The organism is Aeromonas ichthyocola, from assembly GCF_046087985.1.
GTDB lineage: Bacteria > Pseudomonadota > Gammaproteobacteria > Enterobacterales > Aeromonadaceae > Aeromonas > Aeromonas rivipollensis.
In genome coordinates this window covers 414,935-431,532 of record NZ_JBJSWH010000004.1, presented here as the reverse complement: position 1 = coordinate 431,532, position 16,598 = coordinate 414,935, and the positions used below count along the sequence as shown (strand labels likewise).

Below are 16,598 nucleotides of genomic sequence, written 5' to 3'. Positions count from 1 at the left end.
CCGCGTGTCCAAGCGCAAGGCCACCTCTTCCAGGCGGCAGCATCGGCTTTACCCCCCTCAACGGCGCGATGCCCCCCTCTTTTGCCCGGTCACCATGAAAGCATTTTCATTCACACTTCTTAACTAATCCCGGCTGTACGATTTTCAATCTCCTCGATTTCATCAATGCTACAGAGCCGAACGAGGTTGTTTGTGGTCCGTTCGACATGATGACAGTGACACGTCAATAACAAGATCGAAGGGAAAATCGTCATGCACAACACAGTGTTTCGAACCGCCATGCTCGCCGCGGTGCTGGGCTCATTCAGCCACACAGCCGCCGCCGAAGGGGTCATGGTCCACCTGTTCCAATGGAAGTTCAACGACATCGCCAACGAGTGCGAGACAGTGCTCGGTCCCAAGGGGTTCGGGGGCGTCCAGATCACTCCACCCGCCGAACACAAGCAGGGGAGCCAGGTCTGGTGGACCGTCTACCAGCCCGTCAGCTTCAAGAACTTCAACAGCTTCGGCGGCAGCGAGGCAGAGCTCAGGAGCATGATCACCCGCTGCAATGCGGCCGGGGTCAAGGTCTATGCCGACGCCGTCTTCAACCAGCTGGCCTCGGGCACCGGGACAGCCACCGGCGGCGGCAGCTACAACTCGGGGCAATATCAGTATCCCCAGTTCGGCTACAACGACTTCCACCACAGCGGTGACATCACCAACTACGGCGACAGCAACAACGTCTGGAACGGCGCCCTCTACGGCATGCCGGATCTCAATACCGGCTCTCCCTACGTGCAGGATCAGATAGCCAGCTACATGAAGACCCTGCTGGGTTGGGGCGTGGCGGGCTTTCGCATCGATGCGGCCAAGCACATGGCCCCCGGCGAGGTGAAGGCCATACTCGACAAGGCGGGCAGCCCCAAAGCCTATCTGGAAGTGATAGGTGCCGGGGGAGAGTCGGCAGACATCCAGCCGGGTCGCTACACCTACATAGACACAGTCACCGACTTCAAATACGGCACGGATCTGGCCGCCAACTTCAACGGCCAGATCAAGAACCTCAAGACCCTCGGCGAGAGCTGGGGCCTGCTCCCCTCCAACAAGGCGTTCGTCTTCGTGGTCAACCACGACCGCGAGCGCGGCCACGGGGGCGGCGGCATGCTCACCTTCATGAGCGGTGCCCGCTACGAGCTGGCCAACACCTTCATGATGGCCTGGCCCTATGGCTGGAAGCAGGTGATGTCGGGCTACCGCTTCGAGAACATGGGCACCTATGAAACAGACAAGGGGGCGCCGGGCAGCACGCCCTGCACAGACGGCCAGTGGAACTGCGAGCAGCGTCGCCCGACCATCATGAACATGGCCCTGTTCCACAACAGAACCGAGGGGCAAGCTGTCAGCCACTGGTGGGACAACGGCAGCAACCAGATAGCCTTCGGTCGGGGAGACAAGGGCTTCGTCGCCATCAACAACGAGAGCGGCAGCCTGGTGGCCTCAGTGCAGACCGGCCTGCCGGCGGGCGAGTACTGCAACCTCCTGGGTGGCAATGACTACTGCAGCGGGGGCTATGTCACCGTCGACGGCAGCGGCAAGGCCAGCCTGAACGTGCCGGCCATGAAGGCCGCCGCCATCATCGCCGGCTGCACCAAGGCCAGCCCCTGCGGCGGCACCGCCCTGCCGGGCAACAAGTTCAGCAGCATGAACCTGCGCGGCACCCACAACGCCTGGGGCAACACCCCCATGACAGTCGATACCAACCGCGTCTGGTCCGCCACCCTGACCCTGACCGGCAGCGGTGACGCCACCGGCGCCCAGCGCTTCAAGTTCGACGTCTTCGGCAACTGGACCGAGAACTACGGCGACAACGAAGGGGACGGCATCGCCGACAAGGGCAGCAGCAAGGATATCCTGGTCAGCGGGGCGGGCAGCTACCGCATCACCCTGAGCGAAGGCGATCTGCGCTATACGGTCACCCATCTCACCAGCAACCAGGCACCGGTCGCCGCCCTCTCACCCAAGGTCCTCAGCGTCAAGACGGGGGAGAGCGTGGTGTTCGATGGCTCCGCCTCCACCGACGATGAGGGGGTGGCGAGCTACAGCTGGTCTACCGGCGGCAGCGCCCCCACTGAGACAGTCCAGTTCGATACCCCGGGCACCCATATTGTCACCCTGACAGTCACCGATGCCGAGGGGCTGACCGCCAGTGCCAGCGCAACTGTGACTGTCACCGACAGCAACGGCGCCTACAACAGCGTGCTGCCGACCCTGCACCTGCGTGGCACCCCCAATGCCTGGGGCTCGCTCGCCATGACGCTGGTTGCCGACAACCAATGGGAGGCCTTGGCCACCTTCAACGGCCAGGCCAACCAGCGCTTCAAGTTCGACGTCAAGGGAGACTGGACCCAGAACTATGGCGACACCAACAAGGATGGCGTGGCCGAACAGGGGGGTGCCGACATACTGACCCCGGTCAGCGGCCAGTACCGGGTGCGCTTCAACGACCAGACCCTGCAATACAGCCTGACCCCGGTCAGCGTCGGCTATGCCAAGAACCTCGCCAGCCTGAACATCCGTGGCACCACCAATGGCTGGGGCACCACCCCCATGATGCTGGTGGGGGATCACCAATGGCAGGCCGGCGTCACCTTCACCGGGGCCGGTGATGCCAGCGGCGGCCAGCGCTTCAAGTTCGACGTCAAGGGTGACTGGACCCAGAACTACGGCGACACCAACAAGGACGGCGTGGCCGAGCTGGCCGGAGCCGACATCACCACCGCAGTGGTCGGTGCCTATATGGTGCGCTTCAACGACCAGACCCTGGCCTACAGCCTGAGCGCCCAGTAAGCCCCAGGGGCGTGACGCCCTTGTGACCTTCGGGCATCCCATGGCCTCCTTCCCACAGGGCAGGAGGCCTTTTCATGGGCCCGATGGCGCCATCACGCCTCCCCTCTGCCAGCCCCCCGCTCCCAGTTCGCCGACGGGCAGGCATACTGCCTCCACATCCCCATGCAGGAGCGCATATGAAACTATTGGAAACCCTCAAGGCCGAGGGACGGATCGAAGAAGCCCGCCAGCACGGCCTGCTGCAACTCATCGAGCACCCGCAACACGCCGAACTGCATTATGAAGTGGCCAGCCTGCACGACATGCAGGGGCGCGAGGCCCAGGCCATTCCCCTCTACCAGAAGGCCATAGCGCTGGGACTGAGCGAGGCCTCCTTGCGCGGCGCCTGGCTCGGCCTTGGCAGCTCTTTTCGCTGCACCGGGCAATATGCAGAGGCCCTTGCCGCTTTCGACCAGGGGTTGGCTCGCTTTCCGGACTCCACCGAGTTCAGGGTGTTCCGTGCCATGGTCTGCTACAACCTGGGGCACCACAAGGAGGGGATGGAGACGCTGCTGGCGGTGCTGGCCGAGACGACTGCAGATCCTGCCCTCGTCCCCTACAGGCGCGCCATGGCACTCTACGCCGAGGATCTCGACAGGCGCTGGTAAACGCCAGAAACGACAAAGCCGCTCATGATGAGCGGCTTTGTCTGAATGTGGTGGCCCCTGCCCGACTTGAACGGGCGACCAATCGATTATGAGTCGACTGCTCTAACCAACTGAGCTAAGGGGCCAGAATCTTGGTTTTGCGGCGTGGATTATAGGGGATGTGAGATGAGCCGTCCATAGGCAGATCAACCACTTGGCGAGTTTTTGTCCACTATTCCGCTAATCTTTTGCACCCAGGCTTCCGGATAAAACAAAGCCCCGCATGGCGGGGCTTTTGAGACAGGGCTCAGGCAGTGCCTCAGGACTATTCGTCCAGGAAGCTGCGCAGCACTTCCGAGCGGCTCGGGTGGCGCAGTTTGCGCAGTGCCTTGGCTTCGATCTGACGAATACGCTCACGGGTGACGTCGAACTGCTTGCCCACTTCCTCGAGGGTGTGGTCAGTGTTCATGTCGATCCCGAAACGCATCCGCAGCACCTTGGCTTCGCGGGCAGTCAGACCGGCCAGCACTTCGCGGGTAGCGTTGCGCAGGCTCTCGCTGGTCGCCGCATCCGCCGGCAGGGCCAGGGTGGTATCTTCGATGAAGTCGCCCAAGTGGGAATCTTCATCATCACCTATGGGCGTCTCCATGGAGATGGGCTCCTTGGCGATTTTCAGTACCTTGCGGATCTTGTCTTCCGGCATGCCCATGCGCATGGCCAGCTCTTCCGGGTTCGGTTCACGACCCATCTCCTGCAGCATCTGGCGGGAGATACGGTTGAGCTTGTTGATGGTCTCGATCATGTGCACCGGGATACGGATGGTACGGGCCTGATCCGCGATGGAGCGGGTAATGGCCTGACGGATCCACCAGGTGGCATAGGTCGAGAACTTGTAGCCACGACGGTATTCAAACTTGTCCACCGCCTTCATCAGACCTATGTTGCCCTCCTGGATCAGATCCAGGAACTGCAGACCACGGTTGGTGTACTTCTTGGCGATGGAGATAACCAGACGCAAGTTGGCCTCAACCATCTCTTTCTTCGCACGGCGAGCCTTGGCCTCACCAATGCTCATGCGACGGTTGATGTCCTTGATCTGGGCGATGGACAGACCGGTCTCTTCTTCGATCTGCTGTAGTTTGCCGATGGAACGCAGCACTTCTTCGTCCATCTCGAGCAGACGGGGAGACCAGGCCTTGCCAGCCTGCTTCTGGTATTCAAACCAGGCAGTCTCGCACTCGTTGTTGGTGAAGGCCGCGACGAAGGTCTTCTTCGGCATTTTGGCCTGCTCAACGCAGAGCTTCATGATGATGCGTTCCTGCACGCGAACCCGCTCCATCATCTCCCGCATGTTGTTGACCAGGCGATCGAACTGCTTGGGCATCAGGCGGAATTGACGGAACACATCGGCCAGCTGGGCGATGGCAGCCTGGGTGTCGTCGTGGGCGCGACCATTCTTCTGGATGGAGAGACGGGTAACTTCGTACTGGGCACGCAGTTCACCGAACTTCTCGCGGGCGACTTCCGGATCCGGACCACCGTCTCCATCGTCGTCGGAGCTGTCGCCGTCTTCGTCTTCATCCTCGTCTTCATCTTCGTCTTCGTCAGCGAGATCGTCTTCACTGAGTTCGGAGCCGATGTGAGTGGCGGTCGGCGCCACGTCGTCCGCTTCGTTCGGATCGATAAAGCCGGAGATGATGTCGGAAAGACGCAGTTGTTCGGCTTCGTACTTGTCGTACTGTTCGAGCAGGTAAGTGATGGCTTCAGGGTACTCGGCAACGGAGCTTTGTACCTGGTTGATACCGTCCTCGATCCGTTTGGCGATGTCGATTTCGCCTTCACGGGTCAGCAGTTCAACGGTACCCATTTCCCGCATGTACATGCGGACGGGATCGGTCGTGCGACCAATCTCAGATTCAACAGATGCCAGAGCCTGGGCCGCTGCTTCGGCAGCGTCCTCATCGGCAGTACCACCTTCGGCCATGATCAGATCATCGGCGTCCGGGGCGTTTTCCACTACCTGGATACCCATATCGTTGATCATCTGGATGATGTCTTCGATCTGGTCAGAGTCGACAATGTCTTGCGGGAGGTGATCGTTCACCTCGGCATAGGTCAGGTAGCCCTGTTCTTTACCTTTGGCAACGAGGAGTTTAAGCTGAGACTGCGGGGTTTGCTCCATAGAACTCATCCGGTTGGTGTTGCTAGGTTGCGCGTACAGTGCGCTGCTGCGCAAATAGCCAATTCTAATAGAAAACCGCCAGACATGCTATGTCTGGTTGCGGCGTCGGTCATGAGAAACCCCTGCCCGCAGTATTGTCGGGGCCAGGCGGTTATAAAATGTTTGCTTTTAATCCCGTCGATTCGGGCAACGGTATTCATATTGGGACTAATCACTCAAATATCAAGCCCCGCTCTCATTTCTTTTCTCAATCTGTACCTCTCTGATCAGCATCATCAGCTCCTGTGTTTCCTCAGAGCTTAGCCCTTCCTGGGCCACCTTGGCCTGCAATTCTTCGATTCGTTGCTTCAGAAACTGGTTGATGAAACCGACGAAGGTATCCTGCAATTCTCCCAGAATATCCGGCTCCTGGTCGAGTTTGATCTCTTCAAACAGGTCGTGCATGGCCAGCTGAGCCAGGATCTCCCCCTCCTTGGTGCCGCGCCAGTGCTCCAGCAAGATGCCGGTGGTGATCCCTGGCTGAGTCAGGATCTGCTGATGCAGCTGCAACAGGAATTTGATGCCCTGCACCCGCAGCCCGGCCAGTTCCGGCATGGCCGGCAGTTCAGCCGTCACCGCCGGATATTGCACCATCAAAGCCAGTGCACGGCGAATGGGGGTCAGTTTGGCGGCCTTGGGCTTGCTGACTTCGCCCTTGGGCTGGCTATTGCGGGCAAACAGCTCGGCGATCCGCTGCTTGTTCTCCCCCCAACGCATCATGCTGGAGAGCCGGGTGATCAATCCCTCGCGAGTAAAGCCCTCCGGCACGCGACGGATCAGTTCGGCGGCCTTGTTGGCCACTTCAAACTTGCCCGCCTCACCAGAAAGGGCGGCATCACGCCCGAGACGTTCGAACATGAAATCGGCGAAGGGCTGAGCCTCGTCCAGCAAGGCCTCAAACCCCTCCTTGCCGATCTGGCGCACCAGAGAATCGGGATCCTCGCCATCTGGCAGAAACACGAATTTGAGTTCGCGCCCGTCCTGCAGATGGGAGAGTGCGTTGTCCAGCGCCCGCCATGCTGCTTCACGGCCGGCGTTGTCGCCATCGTAGCAGCAGACCACCTCGGCCGTGGTGCGGAACAGGGTGTGGATATGGTCGCTGGTGGTGGCCGTACCCAGCGCAGCCACCGCATAGTCGATGTCGTACTGACCGAGCGCCACCACGTCCATATAACCCTCCACCACCAGGATCCGGCGAGGATCCTTGTGCGCCTGCTTCACCTCGTAGAGGCCGAACAGTTCACGCCCCTTGTGGAAGATGGGGGTTTCCGGGGAGTTGAGGTACTTGGGCGTGCCATCTCCCAGCACCCGGCCACCGAAGCCGATGACCCGGCCCCGCTTGTCACGGATGGGGAACATGATGCGATCGCGGAAGCGATCATAGCTGCCGGGGCCGCTGTCGCGGGGGATCAGCATGCCGCCTGAGATAAGCAACTGCTCGTGATCCCGGCTGGTCCCGAAACGGCGCCTCACCTGATCCCAGTCACCCGGGGCATAGCCGATGTTGAAGCGCTTGACTACTTCCCCGGTCAGGCCGCGTCCCTTCAGGTACTCCACCGCATGGGGAGCGCTCTTCAGGTTGCTTTCGTAGAAGCGGGCGATCTGGTTCATCAGCTCAAAGAGATCCTTGCTGACGGCGGGTTGGGCACTGCCAGAACCGCCCAGGCTCTGCTCGCGAGGCACCTGCATGCCTTGCATGCTGGCGAGCTCTTCGATGGCGTCGGGGAATTCGAGTCCGTCGTACTCCATGACAAAGCCGATGGCGTTGCCGTGGGCGCCACAGCCGAAGCAGTGGTAGAACTGCTTCTCCTGACTGACGGTGAAAGAGGGGCTTTTTTCGTTATGAAAAGGACAGCAAGCCTGATAGTTCTTGCCGGCCTTCTTCAGCCGCACCCGCGAGTCGATCAACTCGACGATATCGGTGCGTACGAGCAGATCATCGATAAAGGATTGTGGGATCCTGCCTGCCATAACCGTCCTGTTTCATTACTCGGAAAATAAAAAAGCCGCGCATTCACAGGGAAGCACGGCTTCTTTCGACTAACAAGAGAAATGCCTGTTACGCCAAGCGGGTTTTCACCTGAGCACTGACGGCGCCGACATCGGCACGCCCCTGAATCTTCGGCTTCAAGACAGCCATGACCTTGCCCATATCAGCCATGACGGCAGCACCACTTTCAGTGATGGCTTGCTCGATCAGTGCAGCAATTTCGTCTGCGGTCAGCTGTTGCGGCAGGAATTCCTGCAGCACCAAGATCTCTGCGGACTCTTTGTCGGCAAGATCCTGACGACCGGCAGCTTCAAATTGGCTGATGGAATCGCGGCGCTGTTTGACCATCTTGGTCACGACAGCGAGGATATCCTCATCATTGAGCTCGATACGGGTATCAACTTCACGCTGCTTGATTTCTGCCATCAACAAACGGATCGCCCCCAAGCGAGCCTTATCTCTGGCAAGCATGGCGAGTTTTTGTTGATCCTTGAGTTGATCCTTCAGAGACACGGCATTATCCCCCGATTAGTACAGGCGGATACGACGTGCGTTTTCGCGGGACAGCTTCTTGGCGTGACGCTTAACGGCAGACGCTTTGGCGCGCTTACGGATGGTAGTCGGCTTCTCGTAGAACTCACGGCTACGAACTTCAGACAGGATACCGGCCTTTTCGCAAGAACGCTTGAAGCGACGCAGAGCAACGTCAAACGGCTCATTTTCACGGACTTTGATTACTGGCATGTGCCTTTCACCTCAGTGATATATTGTTAGCTGACCATCAGTCGATCAGCATGTCTTAAAATGGTGCGAAATTATACTCTGGACAGGGAATGAAAGTAAACCCGCAGAGATCGCTCTGGTTTAAAAAACCCGCGAAGGTTACCATAGCCGTCTCATTTTAGCAGTGAAATTTTTTAGCAATGCGTGTATTGGGCATAGAGACATCCTGTGACGAAACCGGGATCGCGATCTTCGACGATCAAAAAGGGATCCTTTCCCATCAGTTATACAGCCAGGTCAAGCTGCATGCGGACTACGGTGGCGTCGTCCCCGAGCTCGCCAGCCGGGATCACGTCCGCAAGACGATCCCCTTGATCCAGGCCGCATTGCAAGAGGCGGGACTGGGTAAAGATGACATCGACGGCATCGCCTACACTGCGGGGCCGGGTCTGGTTGGCGCCATCCTGGTGGGGGCGACCATAGGCCGCTCCCTCGCCATGGCCTGGGGTAAACCCGCCGTGGCGGTACACCATATGGAGGGTCACCTGCTGGCTCCCATGCTGGAGGAGCGGGCCCCCGAATTCCCCTTCGTGGCGCTGCTGGTCTCCGGCGGTCACTCCATGCTGGTGCGGGTCGACGGCATCGGCAGCTATCAACTGCTGGGGGAATCCATCGACGATGCCGCCGGCGAGGCCTTCGACAAGACCGCCAAGCTGATGGGACTGGACTACCCGGGCGGCCCCCTGCTCTCCCGTCTGGCCGAGAAAGGCACCACGGGACGCTTCACCTTCCCCCGTCCCATGACGGACAGACCCGGGCTCGACATGAGCTTCTCCGGCCTCAAGACCTTTGCCGCCAACACCATAACCGCCAACGGCGATGATGAGCAGACTCGTGCCGATATCGCCCGGGCGTTTGAGGATGCTGTGGTCGATACCCTGGCCATCAAGTGCCGCCGCGCCTTGAAGGAGACAGGCCTCAAGCGTCTGGTGGTGGCTGGGGGCGTCAGCGCCAACCGTCATCTGCGCGCCCAGCTGGCCGAGCTGATGGAAAACCTCAAGGGCGAGGTGTTCTATCCGCGCACCGAGTATTGCACCGACAACGGCGCCATGATCGCCTATGCCGGCATGCAGCGCCTGAAAGCGGGTGTGTTCGAGCCGCTGGTCGTCAAGGCGGTGCCGCGCTGGCCGCTGGATACCCTGGATCCCGTGTGATCCCAAGGATCCTCTCGCAATGAAAAAGGGGCCTCTGGCCCCTTTGTTGTGTCTGTCGTCGGCATAATAGCCGTCCGTTGGTTAACGATTAATTGGTTCTAAACAGGGCCTCAATGGAGAGTCCCTGCCCCAGCAGTATCTCCCGCAGGCGGCGCAACCCTTCGACCTGGATCTGGCGCACCCGCTCCCGGGTCAGACCAATCTCGGCCCCTACATCTTCCAGGGTGGCCGGCTCGTAACCGAGCAGGCCGAAGCGGCGAGCCAGCACCTCACGTTGCTTGGGATTCAGCTCTTCCAGCCAGTGGACTATGCTGCTGCGCATGTCATCTTCCTGAGACTCCAGCTCTGGCCCCATGCCGCGCTCATCGGACAGAACATCGAGCAGTGCCTTGTCGCGATCGCCGCCGATGGGGGTATCCACCGAGGTGATCTTTTCGTTGAGCTTGAGCATGCGGTTCACATCGTCGACCGAGCGATCCAGCGCGAAGGCTATGTCTTCGGCGGTGGGTTCATGGTCGAGGCGGTGGGAGAGTTCACGCGCGGTGCGCAGGTAGACGTTCAGCTCCTTGACCACATGGATAGGCAGCCGGATAGTGCGGGTCTGGTTCATGATGGCCCGCTCTATGGTCTGGCGGATCCACCAGGTGGCATAGGTGGAGAAACGGAAACCCCGTTCGGGGTCGAACTTCTCGACCGCCCGGATGAGACCGAGGTTCCCCTCTTCGATGAGATCCAGCAGCACCAGGCCGCGGTTGTTGTAGCGCCGGGCAATCTTGACCACCAGGCGCAGGTTTGATTCGATCATGCGCTTGCGCGCGGCTTTGTCACCGCGCAGGGCACGACGGGCGTAGTAGACTTCCTCTTCGGCGGTGAGCAGGGGGGAGAAGCCGATCTCCCCCAGATAGAGCTGGGTGGCGTCCATCACCTTGTTCAGTTCCGGCACCATGAGCTCATCGGAGATGGTCTCCTCAGCCTCGGCGGCAACCTCCTGAACCTCTTCTTCCTCCTGGGCCTCCAGCTCTTCGTCGAACTCTAACTCTGCATCCTGCATTACCAGTTGTTCTTGGCTCATGATATGTCTCCCTGACCTGAACCAGAGTAAGACCTAGCTCTCTGGGTTAACGCTTTGGCAAATAGCCCATCGGGTTGATTGACTTGCCTTTGTACCGGATTTCAAAGTGCAGGCGCACATCCGGCGCATCCGTGCTACCCATGTTGGCGATGACGGCTCCGCCTTTGACGGAGTCTCCCTCCCTGACCCTCAACTCGTCGTTGTGGGCGTAGGCAGAGAGGTAGTCATCGTTGTGCTTGAGAATAATCAGCTTGCCGTAACCCCTGAGTGCACTGCCCGCGTAGACCACTTTGCCGCCGCTGGCGGCGTAAACGGGCTGGCCCTTCTGGCCGGAGATGTCGATGCCCTTGTTGCCCTGTTCCGCAACGGAGAAGCCTTCGACTATCCGTCCCTTAGCTGGCCAATGCCAGGAGAGAGTTGACTGGGAACTGACGTTTTTTTGTTCTTTCGCCTGAGCGTATGCTGTTGACGGTACAGGAGCAATCGTTTTCTGAGCAATAAACGGGGTGGTCGTACCTGCCGGTGCCGTCGCCATGGGTTTGGGTCCGGAGCTGGTCACCGACGGAGTGGTCGCCGCCACCATCTGGCCGCCTGCCGCCGCACTCGCCCCCACGTTGAGCACCTGGCCAACATGGAGCGAATAGGGTGCCTGCAGGTTGTTGCGCTGTGCCAGAGTCTGATTGGAGACATTGAACTGGCGACCTATGCTGCTCAGGGTATCCCCACGACGCACCTCATAGGTGCCGCTGCCGCTTGTGACAGGGCGGCTCATCGCCATGCCGGTGCTGACCACAGCGCCGGAAGAGCCATCCAGCCTGAGCTGCTGGCCCGGATAGATGTTGTAGGGAGGGCTGATCCCGTTGAGGCTGACCAGGGATGCGACATCCATGCCAGAACGGAATGCGATGGAGTACAGGGTATCCCCCTTCACCACTGTGTAACTGCCACCCTGCATGCCCGAATTGGCCATGTTTTGACGAGTCGGGATGGTCGAGGCAATGGGGTCATTGCCCAGACTCTGTACCGGGGCAGCAGTCTTGCTGGAAGAGCAGGCAAGCAGTAGCCATGACAACACGACGACACTGCTTCCTTGCCAAACACGCGAACGCATAGTGGATCCTTAACGACTAAACCAGAAATAGGCCGCAATGGCCAAACCAATACAGAGCCAGCCGAGCACATCCACATAGTGCATCAGCTTGCGCTCCATCTTCTCACCCCCCCACCGCATCAGGCCCGCGACCAGGAAAAAGCGCATGCCACGACCGATGAGGGAGGTCACGATAAATGGCAGTAGCGCCATATGAAGCAAGCCCGCCGTGACGGTAAACACCTTGTAGGGGATCGGCGTGAAACTGGCAATAAAAATCACCCAGATCCCCCACTGCGTGAACCACTGCTCGGCCAGCGCAATCTTGTCTTCATAGCCGACAGAGACCACCAGCGGCTGGACCACGGGCTCCCACAGGGCATAGCCCAGGGCATAACCAAACAGCGCCCCCAGCACAGAGAAGAAGGTTGCCAACCCGGCGTAGTGCCACGCCTTGTGCGGCTTGGCGAGCGCCATGGGGGCCAGCATCACGTCCACCGGGATCGGCCAGAACACCGACTCGATAAAGGCGGTGATGGAGAGATACCAGGGGGCGTGCTTGTGGCGGGCCCACTGCATCACCAGTACATACAAACGGGAAAACAGCTTCACTCCACATCTCCGTCAATCAGGGGGACAAAACGCACCGGCTCCAGGATCCGGCTGGTCAGCTGGGAGCCGGATCGCTCGATCAGCTGCAAAGTTTGCTGACTATCCCCCACCGGCAGCACCAGACGCCCGCCTTCGGCCAGCTGATCGGTCAGGGCCTTGGGTACCTCGCTCGCCGCAGCCGTCACCAGAATGGCATCGAACGGCCCCTTGTTAGGCCAGCCCAGCCAGCCGTTGCCGTGCTTGGCCGAGACATTGTGCAGGTCGAGCTGGCGCAGCCGGCGCCGGGCCTGGAACTGCAGCGACTTGATCCGCTCCACCGTGTAGACATGCTCCACCAGATGGGCCAGCACTGCGGTCTGATAACCGGATCCAGTGCCGATCTCCAGCACATGGGCCGGATCGTTCTGGATCAGCAGCTCTGTCATCCGCGCCACTATATAGGGCTGGGAGATGGTCTGACCGTGGCCGATGGGCAGGGCCGTATTGTCCCAGGCCTTGTGGGCCATGGCTTCATCCACAAACAGCTGGCGCGGCACTTTCGCAATCGCCGCGAGCACGCGGAAATCACGAATGTCCTGGGCAATCAGTTGATTCAACAGGCGCTGTACTATCACAACGTCATCCCTGCAGATCCAGCCAGGCACCCAGACTCGCCAGACTGTCATAGGCAGTCATGTCGATGGTCAACGGGGTGATGGAGACATAACCCTGCTCGATGGCGGCGAAATCCGTGCCGTCTCCCGCATCCTGCTGGCTGCCGGGGGGCCCTATCCAGTAGATGGGTTGACCACGGGGATCCTCGCTGCGGATCACCGACTCGGCGGGATGGCGGTTGCCAAGGCGGGTCACCCTGATCCCCTTGATCTGCTCGAGGGGCAGGTCCGGCACGTTGACGTTGAGGATCTGATCGGCTGGCAGGGGATGTTTCATCAGCCCCTTCACCAGCAGGACCGCATGGTGGGCCGCCGTGGCGAAGTGGGTCTTGCCTACCAGGGAGATGGCGATGGAGGGGAAGCCGAGGTGACGCCCCTCGGTGGCCGCAGCGACCGTGCCAGAGTAGATGACATCATCCCCCAGGTTGGCACCGTGGTTGATCCCGGCCACCACCATGTCCGGCTCCGGGCGCACCAGCTCGTTGACCGCCAGGTGCACGCAGTCGGTAGGGGTGCCCTTCACCGCATAGCTCTCGCTGCCATTAAAGCCGGTTTCGCCAAGGCGCGTAACCCGCAGCGGCACTTCCAGCGTCAGGGAGTGACTCGCGCCGCTGCGGTTGCGATCCGGCGCCACCACAATGACTTCGCCGCAGGCAGTCAGCGCCTCGCTGAGGGCACGAATGCCCTCGGCATGTACTCCATCGTCATTACTGACCAGAATTCGCATCGGTTGGGTTCCTGAAACCGTGATCGGCCTCTTCGGCCTGCATTAACTCGCGCACCACGCTGGTGGCAAAGGCACCGGCCGGCAGGAAGAAGGAGAGGGTCAGCACCTCGCCATCCTGCTGCCAGCTCATCTGCTCCGGCTTGAGCAGCAGCGGACGCCTGTCCTGATCCAGCCCTGCCTTCTCCAGCCCGTCACACCATTCGGCGTAAGGGGCCAGCACCGCCTGTTCAAACTCGGCGGCGGCACCCTGGCTCGCCAGTCGGCCACGGCCCCACTGGGGGGCGGTGAGCTGCACATCGCCGGAGGCGCGCCGCGCCTCCAGCTCCGGGGTCAGCACCTCTTCACTGAAGATGGAGTGGCTGCCCTTCAGCATCACGCAGTCACCGGCCAGCAGCTGGTGTGCCAGCCCCTGCTCGATGCGGGCGCTGACGATGGCGTTGAACAGCATGCTGCGGGCGGCGGAGAGATAGAGGGAGCGCTTGTTGCGATCCTTGATCCGCTTGCCGGCAAACATCGCTTTGGCCGCGTCCAGGTTGTTGCCATCCCGGCCGAAACGCTGCTCGCCGTAGTAGTTGGGCACGCCCTGAGCGGCGATGGCCTGCAGCCGGGCTTCCAGATCGCCTGCCTGCTCCAGACCGGTGAGGCGCAGGGTGAAGTGGTTGCCCTTGAGGTAACCAACCCGCAACTTCTTGTTGTGGCGCTTGGCCTGCAGGATCTGGATGCTGTCGCTCTGGATGACAGAGAGATCCGGTTCGCCCTTGCCCGGCAGATGAATGCCGAACCACTGCTCGGTCACCGCGTGGCGATCCTTCAAGCCCGCCCAGGTCACCGCATTGCGATTGACCCCGGCCGCATCGGCCAGCAGGCCCGCCACCCAGGCGGTGTTCTCGCCGGTTTTGCGCACCCGCACGAAGATGTGCTCCCCTTCCCCGCAAGGTTCGAAGCCGAGATCTTCATTCACCACGAAGTCGGCGGCCTCGGCCTTGAGGATGCCGCGGGCGACAGGCGCCCCGTGCAGATAGCTCAGCTGTTCCAGCATCATTGTTTCACCAGTAAGACGACGGCTTCGGTGGCGATCCCTTCCTTGCGCCCCGTAAACCCGAGTTGTTCTGTGGTGGTCGCCTTGACATTCACCCGGTTCAAATCACATTGCAGATCGGCCGCCAGCACGGCGCACATGGCCGCGATATGGGGCGCCATCTTGGGGGCCTGGGCGATGATGGTCACATCCAGGTTGCCGATGGCGTAGCCCGCCTGCTGTACCCGGGCAAAGACGTCCCGCAGCAGGATGCGGCTGTCGATCCCCTTGAATTGCGCTGCGGTATCGGGGAAGTGGCGACCTATGTCGCCGGCGCCTATGGCCCCCAGCAGGGCATCGCTCACCGCATGCAGCACGACGTCACCATCGGAATGAGCCAGCAGGCCCTGTTCATAGGGTACCGGGACGCCACCCAGCATGCAGGGGCCAACCCCGCCAAACTTGTGTACGTCAAAACCATGTCCAATTCGCATCATGCCTGATCCCCCCTCAATACACAGAAATCTGTCTCATCAAAACCATGTCCAATGCGGATCATGCGGGCCCCTCTGCGGGTCAATCGGGTCGCGCCTGCTGGCGCGCACTCTGTTGTTGTAAAAAGAGCTCGGCCAGGGAGAGATCTTCCGGTCGGGTCACCTTGATGTTGTCGGCACGCCCCTCCACCATCTTCACGGTAAAACCGGCGCGCTCCATGGCGGAGGCTTCGTCTGTGATGAGGGCCCCCAGTGCCAGCCCCTCCTCCAGCGCCCGTTTCAGGGTGCCGGTGGGGAACATCTGCGGCGTCAGGGCATGCCAGAGCTGTTCGCGCTCGACGGTGGCCACTATGTTGCCTGCCCCGTCGGTGCGTTTCATGGTGTCCCGCACCCGACTGCCGAGGATGGCCCCATCGCACGCCATGGCTGTCGTGATCAGCTTGTCGAGATCGCTGTGGCAGAGGCAGGGACGGGCGGCATCGTGTACCAGCACCCACTTCCCATGTGCCACATGCAGGGCGTTGAGCACCGAATAGGCGCGCTCGATTCCTCCCTCGACCCGCAGAATGCGCGGGTCGGCCGCCATGGCCAGTTGTTCGAACCACTCATCGTGCGGCGCCAGCGCCACTATCACCCGGGCTATGGCCGGGTGGGACAGCAAACAGCCGAGCGTATGCTCCAGGATGGTCTTCCCTGCCAGTGTCAGGTACTGCTTGGGGCAGTCTGCCCCCATGCGGCTGCCGATACCGGCGGCCGGAACTATGGCGGTCAGCCCGCTGTGGCAATCAGTCATCGTAGGGGACGCCGTCCGGCTCCGTTACTTGGTCTTTGTCTTTGGGAATGATCCGGTAGAAGGTCTCGCCCTGCTTGATGTAGCCAAGATCGTTACGCGACAGCTCCTCGATGGCCTCAAGGCCCGAGGTCAGATCGTCGATCTCCCGGTAAATCAGGTTGTTGCGGTCCTTGAGAACCAGATTGTCCTGCTGTTGCCGCTCGATGGCATTGGAGAGCTCCCGATAATCGGATAGGCCGTTTTTCCCCAGCCAGAAGTCATATTGCAGCCCTCCCAAGAGGAGGAGCAGGATAAGAGTGAGTAGCCGCATGCACTGAGTCTCCTTCAAGCGGCCTAGTTTCCCATATTCGCAGGCAAGACAAAAGAAAGCCGGTGTGCCAGACGGGCCGGGGGAATAAAAAAGATGGCGGGGTCCCGCAGACGAGAGTCAAAAAACCGCGCTATCCCCAGGAGGGACGGCCTTGGCGCCCGGTTGGCGGTAACCACACGAAAACCGCCGCCGATCAGGGGCTGGCCTGACAATTGGGGGACGACGG

General features: G+C 60.6%; 16 protein-coding genes and 1 tRNA gene. 3 read left to right on the top strand and 14 right to left on the bottom strand.

Annotation, left to right across the window (positions count from 1 at the left end; translation table 11 throughout):
• The first annotated feature begins 252 nt into the window (after positions 1-252).
• Both ACF2JD_RS14545 and ACF2JD_RS14540 read left to right on the top strand, forming a co-directional pair.
• The gene (locus ACF2JD_RS14545; protein WP_440987664.1) at positions 253-2,829 is read left to right on the top strand and encodes an alpha amylase C-terminal domain-containing protein; all 2,577 of its coding nucleotides are present in this window, start codon (positions 253-255) and stop codon (positions 2,827-2,829) included.
• A 176-nt stretch (positions 2,830-3,005) separates the two neighbouring features.
• The gene (locus ACF2JD_RS14540) at positions 3,006-3,476 is read left to right on the top strand and encodes a tetratricopeptide repeat protein (RefSeq protein WP_440987663.1); all 471 of its coding nucleotides are present in this window, start codon (positions 3,006-3,008) and stop codon (positions 3,474-3,476) included.
• Between the two features lie 48 nt (positions 3,477-3,524).
• Here the strand turns inward: ACF2JD_RS14540 and ACF2JD_RS14535 are convergent.
• The 5 genes from ACF2JD_RS14535 to rpsU form a co-directional block, all read right to left on the bottom strand.
• Positions 3,525-3,601, bottom strand: a tRNA-Ile gene (locus tag ACF2JD_RS14535).
• Between the two features lie 179 nt (positions 3,602-3,780).
• Positions 3,781-5,676, bottom strand: a complete 1,896-nt coding sequence (gene rpoD, locus ACF2JD_RS14530) for an RNA polymerase sigma factor RpoD (protein WP_289976629.1) — start codon at positions 5,674-5,676, stop codon at positions 3,781-3,783.
• 183 nt (positions 5,677-5,859) lie between these two features.
• Positions 5,860-7,647 carry a DNA primase gene (gene dnaG / locus ACF2JD_RS14525; RefSeq protein ID WP_394293915.1) on the bottom strand — a complete coding sequence of 596 codons (1,788 nt, stop codon included), beginning with the start codon at positions 7,645-7,647 and terminating at the stop codon, positions 5,860-5,862.
• A gap of 88 nt (positions 7,648-7,735) precedes the next feature.
• Positions 7,736-8,179, bottom strand: a complete 444-nt coding sequence (locus ACF2JD_RS14520) for a GatB/YqeY domain-containing protein (protein ID WP_106885839.1) — start codon at positions 8,177-8,179, stop codon at positions 7,736-7,738.
• A gap of 15 nt (positions 8,180-8,194) precedes the next feature.
• Positions 8,195-8,410, bottom strand: coding sequence for a 30S ribosomal protein S21 (rpsU, locus tag ACF2JD_RS14515; RefSeq protein ID WP_005309452.1), 216 nt, complete (start codon positions 8,408-8,410; stop codon positions 8,195-8,197).
• 179 nt (positions 8,411-8,589) lie between these two features.
• Between rpsU and tsaD the strand changes: the two genes are divergently transcribed.
• Positions 8,590-9,603: a tRNA (adenosine(37)-N6)-threonylcarbamoyltransferase complex transferase subunit TsaD gene (gene tsaD, locus ACF2JD_RS14510; protein WP_394293916.1), complete on the top strand. Its 1,014-nt coding sequence runs from the start codon at positions 8,590-8,592 to the stop codon at positions 9,601-9,603.
• A gap of 88 nt (positions 9,604-9,691) precedes the next feature.
• Here the strand turns inward: tsaD and rpoS are convergent, their stop codons facing one another.
• The 9 genes from rpoS to ftsB all read right to left on the bottom strand — a co-directional run bounded on the left by rpoS (position 9,692) and on the right by ftsB (position 16,372).
• Positions 9,692-10,675, bottom strand: coding sequence for an RNA polymerase sigma factor RpoS (gene rpoS / locus ACF2JD_RS14505; protein WP_043131996.1), 984 nt, complete (start codon positions 10,673-10,675; stop codon positions 9,692-9,694).
• 46 nt (positions 10,676-10,721) lie between these two features.
• Positions 10,722-11,786 carry a LysM peptidoglycan-binding domain-containing protein gene (locus ACF2JD_RS14500; protein ID WP_440987662.1) on the bottom strand — a complete coding sequence of 355 codons (1,065 nt, stop codon included), beginning with the start codon at positions 11,784-11,786 and terminating at the stop codon, positions 10,722-10,724.
• Between the two features lie 9 nt (positions 11,787-11,795).
• Positions 11,796-12,377, bottom strand: coding sequence for a YqaA family protein (locus ACF2JD_RS14495; protein WP_025328241.1), 582 nt, complete (start codon positions 12,375-12,377; stop codon positions 11,796-11,798).
• Positions 12,374-12,991 (bottom strand): protein-L-isoaspartate(D-aspartate) O-methyltransferase, encoded by a 618-nt coding sequence (locus tag ACF2JD_RS14490; RefSeq protein ID WP_005332743.1) that lies wholly within the window; start codon positions 12,989-12,991, stop codon positions 12,374-12,376. The genes ACF2JD_RS14495 and ACF2JD_RS14490 overlap by 4 nt, the downstream gene beginning before the upstream one ends.
• Before the next feature lie 4 nt (positions 12,992-12,995).
• Complete coding sequence (surE, locus tag ACF2JD_RS14485; protein ID WP_139745771.1) at positions 12,996-13,757, bottom strand: 5'/3'-nucleotidase SurE; 762 nt, start codon at positions 13,755-13,757, stop codon at positions 12,996-12,998.
• Positions 13,738-14,796, bottom strand: coding sequence for a tRNA pseudouridine(13) synthase TruD (truD, locus tag ACF2JD_RS14480; RefSeq protein WP_440987703.1), 1,059 nt, complete (start codon positions 14,794-14,796; stop codon positions 13,738-13,740). The genes surE and truD overlap by 20 nt, the downstream gene beginning before the upstream one ends.
• Positions 14,796-15,272 carry a 2-C-methyl-D-erythritol 2,4-cyclodiphosphate synthase gene (gene ispF, locus ACF2JD_RS14475; protein ID WP_025328244.1) on the bottom strand — a complete coding sequence of 159 codons (477 nt, stop codon included), beginning with the start codon at positions 15,270-15,272 and terminating at the stop codon, positions 14,796-14,798. Before ispF ends, truD begins: the two co-directional genes overlap by 1 nt.
• Before the next feature lie 79 nt (positions 15,273-15,351).
• A complete protein-coding gene (gene ispD / locus ACF2JD_RS14470) occupies positions 15,352-16,062 on the bottom strand; it encodes a 2-C-methyl-D-erythritol 4-phosphate cytidylyltransferase (RefSeq protein ID WP_440987661.1) in 711 nt (236 codons plus the stop codon).
• A complete protein-coding gene (gene ftsB, locus ACF2JD_RS14465) occupies positions 16,055-16,372 on the bottom strand; it encodes a cell division protein FtsB (RefSeq protein WP_106885834.1) in 318 nt (105 codons plus the stop codon). The genes ispD and ftsB overlap by 8 nt, the downstream gene beginning before the upstream one ends.
• Positions 16,373-16,598: the final 226 nt, after the last annotated feature.